The 13,177-nt window shown below is 73.2% G+C and carries 12 protein-coding genes; 11 read left to right on the forward strand and 1 reads right to left on the reverse strand.

The window, feature by feature from the left end; translation table 11 throughout:
• Nucleotides 1–19: 19 nt before the first annotated feature.
• The 4 genes from DTB53_RS14395 to DTB53_RS14410 all read left to right on the forward strand — a co-directional run bounded on the left by DTB53_RS14395 (nt 20) and on the right by DTB53_RS14410 (nt 5,263).
• Nucleotides 20–1,375 carry a pyridoxal phosphate-dependent aminotransferase gene (locus DTB53_RS14395; RefSeq protein ID WP_012379931.1) on the forward strand — a complete coding sequence of 452 codons (1,356 nt, stop codon included), beginning with the start codon at nt 20–22 and terminating at the stop codon, nt 1,373–1,375.
• A 137-nt stretch (nt 1,376–1,512) separates the two neighbouring features.
• Nucleotides 1,513–2,505 (forward strand): hypothetical protein, encoded by a 993-nt coding sequence (locus tag DTB53_RS14400; protein WP_012379932.1) that lies wholly within the window; start codon nt 1,513–1,515, stop codon nt 2,503–2,505.
• Nucleotides 2,506–2,624: 119 nt separating this feature from the next.
• Complete coding sequence (locus DTB53_RS14405; protein ID WP_003967625.1) at nt 2,625–4,031, forward strand: NtaA/DmoA family FMN-dependent monooxygenase; 1,407 nt, start codon at nt 2,625–2,627, stop codon at nt 4,029–4,031.
• Nucleotides 4,028–5,263, forward strand: a complete 1,236-nt coding sequence (locus DTB53_RS14410; protein ID WP_012379933.1) for an LLM class flavin-dependent oxidoreductase — start codon at nt 4,028–4,030, stop codon at nt 5,261–5,263. Before DTB53_RS14405 ends, DTB53_RS14410 begins: the two co-directional genes overlap by 4 nt.
• A 75-nt stretch (nt 5,264–5,338) precedes the next feature.
• Here DTB53_RS14410 and DTB53_RS14415 read toward each other — a convergent pair whose 3' ends face one another.
• A complete protein-coding gene (locus tag DTB53_RS14415) occupies nt 5,339–6,283 on the reverse strand; it encodes a carbon-nitrogen hydrolase (protein WP_012379934.1) in 945 nt (314 codons plus the stop codon).
• 164 nt (nt 6,284–6,447) lie between these two features.
• Between DTB53_RS14415 and DTB53_RS14420 the strand changes: the two genes are divergently transcribed.
• The 7 genes from DTB53_RS14420 (at nt 6,448) to DTB53_RS14450 (ending at nt 13,168) form a co-directional block, all read left to right on the forward strand.
• Nucleotides 6,448–7,626 carry a LacI family DNA-binding transcriptional regulator gene (locus tag DTB53_RS14420; protein ID WP_012379935.1) on the forward strand — a complete coding sequence of 393 codons (1,179 nt, stop codon included), beginning with the start codon at nt 6,448–6,450 and terminating at the stop codon, nt 7,624–7,626.
• 324 nt (nt 7,627–7,950) lie between these two features.
• A complete protein-coding gene (locus tag DTB53_RS14425; protein WP_012379936.1) occupies nt 7,951–9,201 on the forward strand; it encodes an ATP-binding protein in 1,251 nt (416 codons plus the stop codon).
• Nucleotides 9,198–9,602, forward strand: coding sequence for a roadblock/LC7 domain-containing protein (locus tag DTB53_RS14430; protein ID WP_003967630.1), 405 nt, complete (start codon nt 9,198–9,200; stop codon nt 9,600–9,602). Before DTB53_RS14425 ends, DTB53_RS14430 begins: the two co-directional genes overlap by 4 nt.
• Nucleotides 9,599–9,973: a DUF742 domain-containing protein gene (locus DTB53_RS14435; RefSeq protein WP_003967631.1), complete on the forward strand. Its 375-nt coding sequence runs from the start codon at nt 9,599–9,601 to the stop codon at nt 9,971–9,973. Before DTB53_RS14430 ends, DTB53_RS14435 begins: the two co-directional genes overlap by 4 nt.
• Nucleotides 9,948–10,538 (forward strand): GTP-binding protein, encoded by a 591-nt coding sequence (locus DTB53_RS14440; protein ID WP_003967632.1) that lies wholly within the window; start codon nt 9,948–9,950, stop codon nt 10,536–10,538. The genes DTB53_RS14435 and DTB53_RS14440 overlap by 26 nt, the downstream gene beginning before the upstream one ends.
• Before the next feature lie 65 nt (nt 10,539–10,603).
• Nucleotides 10,604–12,013, forward strand: coding sequence for a cytochrome P450 family protein (locus DTB53_RS14445; RefSeq protein WP_012379937.1), 1,410 nt, complete (start codon nt 10,604–10,606; stop codon nt 12,011–12,013).
• Nucleotides 12,014–12,193: 180 nt separating this feature from the next.
• Nucleotides 12,194–13,168, forward strand: coding sequence for a TerC family protein (locus DTB53_RS14450; RefSeq protein WP_030701225.1), 975 nt, complete (start codon nt 12,194–12,196; stop codon nt 13,166–13,168).
• Nucleotides 13,169–13,177: the final 9 nt, after the last annotated feature.

Consider the following 13,177-nt stretch of genomic DNA (forward strand, 5'->3'; position numbering starts at 1 on the left):
GAGCGCTGGAGCTGTCGCCATGCCCGAACGCACCCCGTCCCCACCGGCCCCCGTGCCGGACCCCCCTCCCTCCGTGCCGGTCACCCTGTCGGCGACCCTCGCCGCCGACGAGGCCCTGGCCCGACGCCGGCGCGCCGGGGAGCGGGTCCTGTCGATGGCGAGCGGGGAGATCGGCCTGCCCGTGCTCCCGGCGCTCCGCGACCGGCTGGCGGCGGCGGCCGACGAGAACGCGTACGGCTCCGTGGCCGGGAGCACCGCCCTGCGCACCGCCGCCGCCGGCTACTGGCAGCGGCGCGGTCTGGGCATCGACCCGGGGCTGGTCGTGGCGGGTCCGGGCAGCAAGTCGCTGCTGTTCGCCCTGCTCCTGGCCATCGGCGGGGACGTGGTGGTGCCGGTGCCCAGCTGGGTGAGTTACGCCGCCCAGGCCCGGCTGGCGGGAGCCCGGGCCGTACCCGTGCCGATCCTGCCGGGGCAGGGCGGGGTGCCCGACCCGGACCGGCTGCGCGAGGCGGTCGCCGACGCCCGGGCCGCCGGGCAGCACCCCCGGGCCGTCGTCGTGACCGTGCCGGACAACCCGACCGGCACGGTCGCATCGGCGGCCACCGTACGGCGGTTGGCGGAGGCGGCCCGCGAGCTGGACCTGGTCGTCGTCTCCGACGAGATCTACGGCGACCTGGTGTACGACACCTCCGCACCGGCCGTCTCCCCGGCCCGGTACGCACCCGAGCGGACCGTCGTCACCACCGGGCTCACCAAGAACCTGGCGCTCGGCGGCTGGCGTACGGGCGTGGCCCGGCTGCCCGACAGCGAGCGCGGACGCGCCCTGCACACCCGGCTCGTGGCGGTCGCCAGCCAGATCTGGTCGAGCCCGCCCGCACCCGTGCAGACGGCGGCCGCGTACGCCTTCGGGGAGCCGCCGGAGGTCGTCGAACGGGTCGCGGCGAGCCTGCGGCTGCACGGGACCGTGGTGCGCGCGGTCGCCGCCCGCTTCACCGCCGTGGGCGCGGAGCTCGCCCCCACCGCCGCGACCTGCTACCTCTACCCGGACTTCGAGCCCCTGCGGGAGCGGCTGGCCGCCGCGCACGGCGTGCACGACGGGGACGGGCTGGCCGGGCTGTTCTCGGAGCGGTACGGAGTCGGCGTACTGCCGGCGAGCGCGTTCGGGGAGCCCGGCCGGCCCCTGCGCATCCGCGCGGCGACGAGCCACTTCTACGGCGACACCGCCGAGCAGCGGACGGCGGCCCTGGAAGCGGCGCGGGCGGCGGATCCGCTCGCCCTGCCGTGGATCCGGGGATCGGTCGACCGGATCGGCGAGGTGCTGGCCGATCTCGCGGGCGCCCCGGCCCCGGCCCCCACGCCCTCCCCGCACGCCTGACGCCGCCCGTCCGCCTCTGTCCTGTCCATCCCCGACGTCGATCCGTCCGACCATCCCCGTCCCTTCCCGTCGATTCCCGACCATCCCCGTCCCTTCCCGTCCGTCCCTGACCGTCCCCGTAACGAAGGAGCAGACCGATGCCCCACTCCCACCTCCCCGTCCTCTTCGAGGCCCTCTACGACGGCGAACGCCACGTCGGCTTCGGACACCCCGAGGACGGCGCCCCGCACACCCTGTACCGGGTGGAGGACGGCCGGGTCGCCGCCGCCTTCATCGCCACCGACGGCTCTCCGAAAGCCCTGCGGGCCGCCCTCACCGAAGGGGCGGCGAGCGTCGTGGTCCCGGCCGGGGATCCGGGGCTGCGGCTGCTGCCGCCGCTGCTGCCCGGGGGGTCCGGCAACGCGCTGCTGAGCGGCTTCATGGGCACGCACAAGAAGAAGTGGGGCGGCGAAACAGCGCCGGAGGACGGCGAGTTCACCCCGCCCAAGTGGTTCTTCAAGGGGTTCGGCGACTGGGTGAAGCTGCCCGGCGAGGACCTGAACGTGCCCGCACGGCCGGTCGCCCTCATCGAGGAGCCGGAGGTCGCCCTCGTCTACGTCAACGACGCGGACGGCACACCGCACTACGCCGGCTACACCTTCGGCAACGACCTGTGCGACATCGGCCTGCACCGCCAGGACCCGGGCTACAACCCGTACTGCAAGCTGTGCGACACCGCCCTCGCCCCGTGGCTGTTCCTCGGCCCGCCGCCGCGCACGGTCACCGGCCGGGTCACGATCGTGCGGGACGGCGCGACGGCCTGGGAGGGCCCCTTCGACTGCGGCGACGACGCCCTCTACTACCGGGTGCGGGACATGGCCGACCACCTGTTCACCTTCCCGGCGGTACGGCGGCCCGGCCTGGTCAACTACGTCCTGCTGGGCGCCGACGAGGCCAGCTTCCACGACGGGTTCCGGATCGCCGACGGCGACCGCATCGCCATCGACGTCAAGAGCCACGGGATCGCCTTCGAGAACCGGGTGCGGTACGTCTCGCCGACGCCGTCCACCACACCCGCCGCCGCCCCCTCCCCCGAGGCCGCCGAGGCGACCGAGACCGCTGAATCCGCCGCGACTGTCGCGACGGCATGAACACCTCGTGAAACGGGGCCGGTCGATCTGTGCAGAGGCAGTCCGGCACCGGCACGCTCTCATCACCACCATCCCCACACACCCCGACACCGCCGGACTTCGCAGGAGGAGACCGCACCGTGCCCGCCACACCCAAGAAACAGGTGCATCTCGCAGCGCAGCTGCCCGGCATCCACAACGTGACCGTCTGGTCGGACCCGCGCTCCGAGAGCCAGATATCGATCGACTCCTTCATCCGGCTCGCGCAGACCGTCGAACGCGGCAAGTTCGACTTCTTCTTCCTCGCCGAAGGGCTGCGGCTGCGCGAGCACAAGGGGCAGGTCTACGACCTGGACATCGCGGGACGCCCGGAAAACCTGACCGTGCTCAGCGCCCTGGCCGCCGTCACCACCCGTCTGGGCCTCGCCGCCACGGTCAACGCCACCTTCAACGAGCCGTACGAGGCGGCTCGCCGGTTCGCCACCCTGGACCGGCTCAGCGGCGGGCGGGCCGCCTGGAACGTCGTCACCAGCTACGACGCCTTCACCGGTGAGAACTTCCGCCGCGGCGGCTTCCTCCCCGAGGCCGACCGCTACACCCGCGCCGCCGAATTCCTCACCACGGCACGGGAGCTGTGGGACAGCTGGGCGAGCGACGATCTGCGGGCCGACGCGGCGGCGGGCGAGTTCACCGCCCCCGGGGCCGGCCGCTTCGCCCACCGGGGGCGGCACTTCGACATCTCCGGCCGGTTCACCACCCCGCCGGGCCCGCAGGGCCACCCGGTGATCATCCAGTCGGGCGAGTCCGACGCGGGACGGGAGTTCGCCGCGTCCGACGCCGAGGTCATCTTCAGCAAGCACAACCGCATCGACGTGGCCCGGGACTTCTACCGGGACGTGAAACGACGCCTCGCCGCGTACGGCAGGCGCCCCGAGGACCTGCTGATCCTCCCCACCGCCAACGCGGTCGTCGCCGACACCGACGAGGAGGCCGCCGCCTACGCGGAGGAGATCAGCCGCGAACTGGTCAGCCCGCAGACCGCGATCGCCCACCTGGAGGCGGTCTGGGGCCGCGACCTGTCCGCGTACGACCCCGACGGGCCGCTCCCCGACATCGAGCCCGAGGACGACGCCCACTTCCTGAAGGGGCACTCCGTCTTCCGCAAGGGCCGGGCGGAGACGGCCCGGCAGTGGCGCGAGCTCGCGGCGGAGCGGAAGCTCTCCATCCGGGAGCTGGTCATCGAGGTCGGCGGACGCCAGACGTTCGTCGGCAGCCCGCGAACGGTCGCCGACGCCATCGACGACTACGTCCAGACCGAGGGCGCCGACGGCTTCGTCCTGGTGCCCCACCTCACCCCGGGCGGTCTGGACGACTTCGTGGACCGGGTGGTGCCGATCCTCCAGGAGAAGGGCGTCCACCGCGACGACTACACCGGCACCACGCTCCGCGAGCACCTGGGCCTGTCCGACGCCCCCCGCCCGGCCGGATGGGGCGGCCCCGGGCAGCCCCTGCGCACCGGACGCGACGACAAGGAGACCTCCGCATGACCGGCACGACGCGCGCCCCCGGCGCCGGCGCCCCCCTCCATCTGGCCGTCGCCCTCGACGGGGCGGGCTGGCACCCGGCCGCCTGGCGCGAGGAGGGTGCGCGCCCCGGCGAGCTGCTGGACGCCGCCTACTGGGCCGACCTGGTCACCGAGGCCGAGCGCGGCCTGCTCGACTTCGTCACCTTCGAGGACGCCCTCGGCCTCCAGTCCGCCGTCTTCCACCTCCCCGACGACCGCACCGACCAGGTCAGGGGCAGCATCGACGCGGTGCTGCTCGCCGCCCATCTCGCCCCGCTGACCACGCACATCGGCCTGGTGCCGACCACCAACGTCACCCACACCGAGCCGTTCCACCTCGCCATCGGCATCGCCACCCTCGACCACGCGAGCCGGGGCCGGGCCGGCTGGCGCCCGCAGATATCCTCCCGCGCCGCGGACGCCGCCCACTTCGGCCGCCGCACCACACCGCAGCTCACCGAGGACGACGTGACGGACTCGGAGCGGATCTCCAGGCCGCTGCGCGCGCTTTTCACGGAGGGCGCCGAGGTGGTCGAGGCGGCACGGCTGCTCTGGGACAGCTGGGAGGACGACGCGGAGATACGGGACGCGGCGACGGGCCGCTTCATCGACCGCGACAAGGTCCACCACATCGACTTCCAGGGCACGGACTTCAGCGTGAAGGGCCCCTCCATCACCCCGCGCTCCCCCCAGGGCCGGCCCCCGGTGGTCAGCCTCGCGCACGCGACCACGCCGTACGAGTTCGCGGCGCGTGCCTCCGACGTCGTCGCCGTCACCCCGCACGACGGGGCGGGCACGGCCGCGATCCTCGCCCAGGTCGCCGAGGCGGTGGAGCGCACCGGCCGGGACGTGCGCGAGCGCCCGCTGCGGACCTTCGCGGACCTGGTCGTCCTCCTGGACGACGAACCGGGCGCCGCGGCCCGTCGCAAGGACCGGCTGGACCGGGTGGCCGGGGCGCCGCTCGCCTCCGACGCCGAGATCTTCACCGGCACGCCCGCCGAACTGGCCGACCTGCTGACCGACCGGCACTCCACCGGCCTGGACGGCTTCCGGCTCCGCCCCGCCGTCCTGCCGCACGACCTCACGGCGATCACCCGGGGCCTGGTCCCGGAACTCCAGCGGCGCGGGGTGTTCCGTACGGAGTACACCTCCACCACCCTGCGCGGCCATCTGGGTCTCGAGCGTCCCGCCAGCCGGTACGCGAAGGCCGGTTGACGCCCACGAGCGGGCCGGACGGGTGACCGGCCCCCGTCCGCGGGGGCCGGCGCCCCGGAGGCCGGCCGGCCGGCGTCAGTCGGTCACCGTGAGCGGACCGTACGCGTCCGGGCGGCGGGTGGTCAGGAACGGGAACAGCTCCAGCCAGTCGCGGCGGGCGTCGAGATCGAGATCGGCGACCAGCACGGCGGGCTCGTCGCGCGGGGCCTGGGCCAGGACGCGTCCGTACGGGTCCACGATGAAGGAGCTGCCGTAGAAGGTGAGGCCCCCCTCCGCGCCGATGCGGTTCGGCACGACCATGAAGGTGGCGTTGGCGATGGCGTTCCCGGTGATCACCTTCTGCCAGAGCGGCTGGGAGTCGAAGCCGGGGAAGCCGGGCTCGGAGCCGATGGCGGTCGGGTAGACGAGGACGTCGGCCCCGGCCAGCGAGTAGGCGCGGGCCAGCTCGGGGAACCACTGGTCCCAGCAGGTCGGCAGGCCGAGGCGGGCCTCGTCGACCTCGACCAGCGGGAAGGCGTCGTCGCCCGCGGGGCCGGCCCGGAACCAGTCGTCCTCGTAATAGCCCTCGGTCACCGGAATGTGGGTCTTGCGGGTCCGCTGGGCGAGGGTGCCGTCGGGGGCGACCAGGATCGCGGTGTTGTAGCCGAGGCCGTCGTCCTCGCCGCCGGGCGCCGGGGCCTTCTCGTACAGCGAGGCGTGCACGTACACCCCGTGCTCACGGGCCGCCCCGGCCGCGAACGTGAAGGTGGGCCCCGTCAGCAGCTCCTCCGGCGCGGCCGGCTCGGGGTGGTCGGCGCGGCGGACGACGGCGAAGTACGGCGAGAGCGTCAGCTCCTGGAGGCAGACCACCCGGGCGCCCTCCGCCGCGGCGAGCCGGATGCCCTCCAGCAGGGCGGCCCGGTGCTCGGCGGGGTCACGGTGCCAGCGCTGCTGGACCGCCGCCACACGCAGGGGTTCGCGTTCGGCGGGGCGGGTCCGGGTCGGGGCGGCGGGCGGGCCGTACGCGGTGATCAGACGCATGAGCGGTTCCTGGGGAGGGAGGGGCCGGCGGGGGTGGCACGACGGGCGCGAAGCGGGCCGAGCGGAGCGCCGGAACGTTCCGGCACTGGTCGGAATCTAACTCCGCCGGAACGTTCCGGCAACCCTTCGGCCCGCCCGTCGGCCACCGTCTAGACTTCACCCCCGTGACCTCCCGGACCGTGACCCTGCTCGACGTCGCCCGCGCCGCCGGGGTCTCCAAGAGCACCGTCTCCGACGCGCTCCAGGGCTCGGGACGGGTCGCGGAAGCCACCCGGGACCGGGTCCGCGCGGTCGCGGAGGAGCTCGGCTACCGCCCCAACAGCGCCGCCCGCCGACTGCGCCGCGCCAGCACCGGAGCCGTCGGTCTGCATCTGCCGGCGACCGCGACCCGGCTGGACTACTACATGAACCTCGCCTTCGGGGCGGTGGAGCGCGCCCAGGAGGACGGGCTCGACATGATGCTGCTCGGCCCCTCGGGGGCGACGGGCGGGCGGATCGCCTCACGCGTCGACGGCCTGCTGGTGATCGACCCCGAGTCCGGGGACAGCGCGGTGCCGGGACTGCTCGACGCGGGCGTCCCCGTGGTGACCGGCGAGCGCTACCTCGGCCCGGCCGGCGGCCCCAGCGGCGCCGTGGTCTGCGACAACGCCGCCTCCCTGACCGCACTCCTCGACCACGTCACCGAGCGCGGGGCCCGCCGCCCCGCCGTCCTCGCCCCGTCCGGCTCCTCCGCCTGGGCGACCGCCCTGCGCGCGACCGCCGGATCCTGGGGGCGGGCCCGCGGGGTGCCGGTGACCCTGCGCACCGTGCCGTTCGCCGCGACCCCGGCCGAGGCCGAGGCGGCCACCCGGGAACTGCTCGCCGCCGACCCCGCCGTGGACGCCGTGATCTGCGCCCCCGACGGCTCCGCCCCCGGCGTCCTGCGCGCGGCGGCGGCCCTCGGCCGGCCGGTCGGGAGGAGCGACGGAGCCAGCGGGAGCGACGGAGGCAGCGGAAGAGGCGGGAGCGGCGAAGGAGCCGTCCACACGGCCGACGAGAGCCGCGGGAGCCGAAGCGGACACGGCGGCGAGGGCGCCGGGCCCGGCGGGGGCGGGGCGACCGCCGACGGCTCCTCGGGCGCCCCCCTGCTCGTCGCGTCCTGCGTCGACGGCACCGCGACCCGGGGCGCCGAACCGCCCGTCACCGCGGTCGACCTGCGCCCCGCCGCGTACGGGCGCGCCTGCGCCGCGCTGCTCTGCGACATCCTGGCGGGGCGTACGGCCCCCGACACCGTCCGGGGCCACGCCTGGTCACTGGAGATCCGGGCCTCCACCGGGCCGTCGGCGGCGCCCGCGGGCCCGTAGCGGCCGGCGCCTCCGGCCGTCCGCCCGACCTCCGGCGAGCGACGACCGATTGCCGTCCTCCAGGTCTCCGCAATGTGAACGTTGTGAGTCGACTGGCAACTGGCGTGGCGGCCTTGACATTTCACCGCACGGCCGATGGTAAGATCATCTTACTTCCAGTGGGCTGATGGCGTATGGGGGCATTCCGGGAGGGATGAAATCCTCGGCCCCACCTTCGGAGGGACACCTCCCGAAGCGGCGCACGGTCGTGGCGAACGAGCCCTGGCTGCGTGCCGCCTGACGGGGTGTCAAGCCGTTTCCGCCATGGCACTTGAAGTGAGTCTCATGACATTTCCACAGGGCCCCGTCACCTGGGCGCTGGTTGTCGTAGCACTGGTCGCCGTGGGTGCCGTCCTGCGGGCTCGCGCGACCAACGTCAAGCTCCGCAGACACCACGCGGAGCTTCGCCAGGAGCGCGACGCCCTCCTGCACCAACGCGACGAACTCCACGTCGTCCACAACGGTCTGCTCCAGCGTCAGTCCACCGAGCTGGCCGAGGTCCGCAAGGACGCCGAGGAGGAGACCAAGGCGGTCCTCAAGGCCGCCGTCCGCACCCTCCAGGGCCTCGCGGACGAACAGCAGGTCGTGATCGAGAAGGCCCAGCGCAAGTACGGCGACGACCCCGGGATCCTCGCCGACCTGATGGCCATGGACCACGCCAACAGCCAGTTCGGCCGGCGCGCCCAGGGCATCGCGGTGCTCTGCGGCGGCTGGCTCGGCCGGCGCGAGACCGTGGCCTCCGTCTTCGACGTGGCCCGCAGCGCCCAGGGCCGCATCCGGCACTTCGACCGGGTCCGGGTCAACGGCCAGGTGAACTTCTCCGTCGTCAGCCGGGCCGTCGAGCCCGTCGCCGTGGTCCTCGCCGAGCTGCTCGCCAACGCCACGAACTACTCCGCCCCCGGCACCCCGGTCGAGATCAACATCCAGGCCGTGCCGACGGGCGTCTGCCTCATCGTCGACGACGCGGGTCTCGGCATGGGCCAGGAGGAGAAGGACCGCGCGGCGGCCCTCCTCTCCCCCCAGGCCGCGATCAGCGTCTCCAGCCTGGGCATCCCGCCGCAGTTCGGGTTCGCCGTCTCCGGGATGCTCGCCGCCCGCTACGGCTTCCGGGTCTCGGTGGACTCCGTTTCCCCCTATGGAGGAGTACGCGCGGTGGTCCTCATCCCCGACGAACTGCTCACCACGGAGGCGCCGCCCGCCGCGCCGGCCGAAGCGCCCGAAACGGCCCTTCCCCAGACGCCGCAGGTGCAGCCGGTGCGGCAGCCGGAGCAGTGGCAGGCCCCGGCCCCGGCGCCCACCCCGCTCTTCCCGCCCGCCCAGCAGCCCGACACCGCCACCCAGCCGCTGGCCCAGATCACCACCACCGCCGGGGGACTGCCGAAGCGTCGTCGTAAGAGCCCGGTCTCCGCCGTGCCCTCGGCGGAACCGGAGCCCGTGCGCAGCAACGAGGAGACCGCATCCCGACTGGGCGCGTTCCAGCGCGGCACCCGGTCCGGACGCGACACGACGACGACGGAAGGAACCGAGTTCCAGTGAACCCCGATCTGTCCTGGGTGCTCAACGACCTGCTCCAGGTACCCGGCGCCCGGCACGCGATCCTGGTGTCCGCCGACGGCCTGCTGCTCGCCAACTCCAGCGAGATCGGCCGGGACGACGCGGAGACCGTCGCCGCGGCGATGAGCTCCATGCAGTCCCTCAGCCGGGCCGTCGCCCCGTTCATCGGCACCCGTGACCCGGGCCGCTGGCGGCAGACGCTCCTGGAGTACGAGGACGGCTGGATCTTCCTCATCGCCGCCGGCACCGGCGCCTACCTGGCCGCCACCGCCGCCGCCGACGTGGACATGGAGGCGATGTCCTTCCGGATGCAGCAGCAGGTCACCGCGCTGGGGAAGGCGATGACCACGCCGCCCCGCCAGAACGCGAGCAGCGACATATGACGGCGCCGGGCGAGGAGCAGCAGGTCAGCAGCGGGTTCGTCCGGTCCTACGTCATCACCGGCGGGCGGGGGCTGCCCGACGCGGACGACCTCTCCCTGGTCACCCTGGTCACCCTCGCGCCCGACCGCCAGCCGCCGCCCAGCGCGAGCCCCGAGGTCAGGGCGATCTGGGAGCTGTGCTCCGGCGGCTATCTGTCGGTGGCCGAGGTCGCCGGCCACCTCGGCCTCCCGGTCGGGGTGGCCCGTCTTCTGCTCCAGGATTTAAACCAGCAGGGACACCTGCTGCGCCGGAAGGCGCCGCCGCCGGCCCAGCTCGTTGACAGGAAGATCCTCGAAGAGGTGTTGCATGGACTCCAAGTCCGGTTCGGCTGAGAGCATCTATGTCCCGGACGCGGTACAGCGCGCGGCGAAGATCCTCGTCGTCGGGCACTTCGCCGTGGGCAAGACGACGCTGATCGGCACACTGTCCGAGATCACGCCGCTGCGCACCGAGGAGCGGATGACCCAGGCCGCGGCCCAGGTCGACGATCTGCGGGGCGCCCCCGACAAGACGACGACGACGGTCGCCCTGGACTTCGGGCGCCTGACGCTCAGCGACGAACTGGTGCTGTACCTGTTCGGTACGCCGGGCCAGCAGCGGTTCGTCGAGCTGTGGGAGGACATGGCGCGCGGTTCGCTGGGGGCGCTGCTCCTGGTCGACCCGGCGCGGCTCGCCGACACGTTCCCCGTCATCGACCTGGTCGAGACGTACGGGCTGGAGTACGCGGTCGCCGTCAACAGCTTCGACCCGCACTCGCAGCACGCCGAGGACGAACTGCGCGAGGCGCTCGACCTGCTGCCGGACACCCCGGTCGTCTTCTGCGACGCCCGGGACCAGAACTCCTCCGCCCAGGCGCTGATCACCCTGGTCCGCCACCTGCTGGCGCACGCGGCCTGACGCACCCCCAGACGTATCCCGAGCCGGGGCCCACCGGGCCCCGCGAACACACCGAGGAAGCCGACATGGACCCGCAGCCGGGAGCCACCCCGTACACCGCCCCCGCCGGGTGCCCCATGCACCAGCAGCGGACGGCGCTGTACGGGCCGGAGTTCGCCGCCGATCCGCACCGCTTCTACGACGCGGCCCGGACGCACGGCCCCGCCGCGCCCATCGAGCTGTCTCCCGGGGTGGAGGCCACGCTGATCGTGCAGCACGAGGCGGCGCTGCGGGTGCTGCAGAACCCGGCGCTGTTCGCCCGGGACTCGCGGCGCTGGGCCGCGCTGCGCGAGGGCGCCGTGCCCATGGACAGCCCCGTCCTGCCGATGATGGTGTACCGGCCCAACTGCCTCTTCACCGACGGCGCGGAGCACCTGCGGCTGCGCAAGGCGGTCACCGAGTCGCTGTCCCGGCTCAACAGCTCCCGGCTGAGCCGGGACGTCGAGCGGATAGCCGACTACCTGATCGACCAGTTCATCGAGCGCGGCACGGCCGATCTGCTCAACGAGTACGCCAAGCTGCTGCCGCTGCTGCTGTTCAACCAGCTGTTCGGCTGCCCCGGCGACATCGGCGACCGGCTGACCCGTTCGATGTCCGCCATCTTCGACGGCGAGGACGTGCTCCGCGCCAACGCCGAGCTGACCGAGTGCCTGATGGAGCTGGTCGCGCTCAAGCGCCGCCAGCCCGGCGAGGACATCACCTCCTGGCTGATCCAGCACCCGGCGGGGCTGCGGGACGAGGAGCTGAAGGACCAGCTGGTGGTGCTGATGGGCGCGGGCGTGGAGCCGGAGCGCAATCTGATCGCCAACGCCCTGCTGCTGATGCTCGCGGGCGAGGCGCCGGGCGCGCCCGAGCGGCGCGGTTCGGGGATGCTCGTCGAGGACGCGCTGGACGACGTCCTGTGGAACAACCCGCCGATCGCCAACTACGCGACCCACTTCCCGGTGCAGGACATCGAGCTGGACGGGGTCGTGCTGAAGGCGGAGACCCCCGTGCTGATCAGCTTCGCCGCCGCGAACAGCGACCCGGGGCTCACCGACGCCCGGCAGACCCTCAGCAAGGGCGCCCACCTCGCCTGGGGCGCGGGCCCGCACGTGTGCCCGGCCAAGTCGCCCGCGACGCTGATCGCGCTGACCGCGATCGAGAAGATCCTCAACACCGTCCCGGACCTCGCGCTGGCCGTCCCCGCCTCGGGGGTGGCCTGGCGGCCCGGCCCGTTCCACCGGGCCCTGGTCGCGCTGCCCGTACGGTTCACCCCGACGGCGGCGCGGCGTGCGGCGACCGGGGCGCAGCCCGCGGCCCCGGTCTCGGCCCAGCTGCCCGACCCGTTCCGGAACACCCCCTCCGCGCCTTCCGCGGCACCCCGTCACGCCCAGGAGCCGGCCAAGAAGCAGAAGGGCTGGTGGAGTTCGTTCCTCGACGTGTTCCGCGTCTGAGCCGGGGGCGACGGCGCGGACGCCCCGGCCCGGGTGCCGGCCGCCACCCGGTTGGCCGATCCCGTGTTCCTCGGGCCGGAGCCGGTGGCACCGGCCGTGGCGGCCGGCCGGTGCTCCCCGGCGGGCGGCGACGGATCGGGCGGGTCACACTCGGAGAAAATCGAGTGGGAGGAGCCCGGCGTGGACGTGCCGGTGTGGCTCTGGATCGTGTTCGCCGTGACCGTCGTCGTCTCGCTGACGGTCGACCTCCTGGCACACCGCAAGGCGCATGTCATCGGCTTCAGGGAAGCCGGGCTGTGGAGCGCCCTGTGGGTGGGCCTCGCGCTGGTCTTCGGGGCGGTCGTCTTCCTGACGCTCGGATCCACGGCGGGGACGGAGTACACGACGGCCTGGCTGCTGGAAAAGAGCCTCTCGGTCGACAACCTCTTCGTCTTCGCGTTGATCTTTACGTATTTCAAGGTGCCCAGGGAGTATCAGCACCGGGTGCTGTTCTTCGGCGTCGTCGGCGCACTCGTGTTCCGCGCGGTGTTCCTGACGCTCGGCGTCGCGGTGGTCAACCGTTTCACGTTCGTCCTGTTCCTCTTCGCCGCGATCCTTTTCTACAGCAGCTACAAGATCCTCAGCGGTCAGGAAGAGAATTTCGACCCGGGGAAAAGCTTCGCGGTGCGGATGCTGCGGAAAGTGATGCCGGTCCAGGACCACTACTCCGGCACGCACTTCGTGGTCCGCGAGGAGGGGCGGCGGGTCGCCACTCCGCTGCTCGCGGTGGTCGCCGCGATCGAGGCGGCCGACCTGATCTTCGCGGTCGACAGCGTGCCGGCGGTGCTCGCGGTCAGCGACGACCTCTTCATCGTCTACACCAGCAACGCCTTCGCGATCCTGGGGCTGCGGGCCCTCTACTTCCTGCTGGCGGGGCTGCTGGACCGCTTCCACTACCTGAGTCACGGGCTGGCGGTCATCCTCGCCTTCATCGCGGTGAAGCTCGTGCTCCAGGCCTGCCACAAGATGATCAGCACCTCGATCCCGGAGATCCCGTCGCCGGTGAGCCTCGCGGTGATCGTCGTCATCCTGGCCGTTTCGGTGACCTTGAGCCTGCGCCGTCCGGCGAAAAGCACGGGCTCCGCGGACGCCTCCGACACCGATACGAAAGAGTAGGGTCACGGA

The organism is Streptomyces griseus (genome assembly GCF_900460065.1).
GTDB classification, from domain to species: Bacteria; Actinomycetota; Actinomycetes; order Streptomycetales; family Streptomycetaceae; genus Streptomyces; species Streptomyces griseus.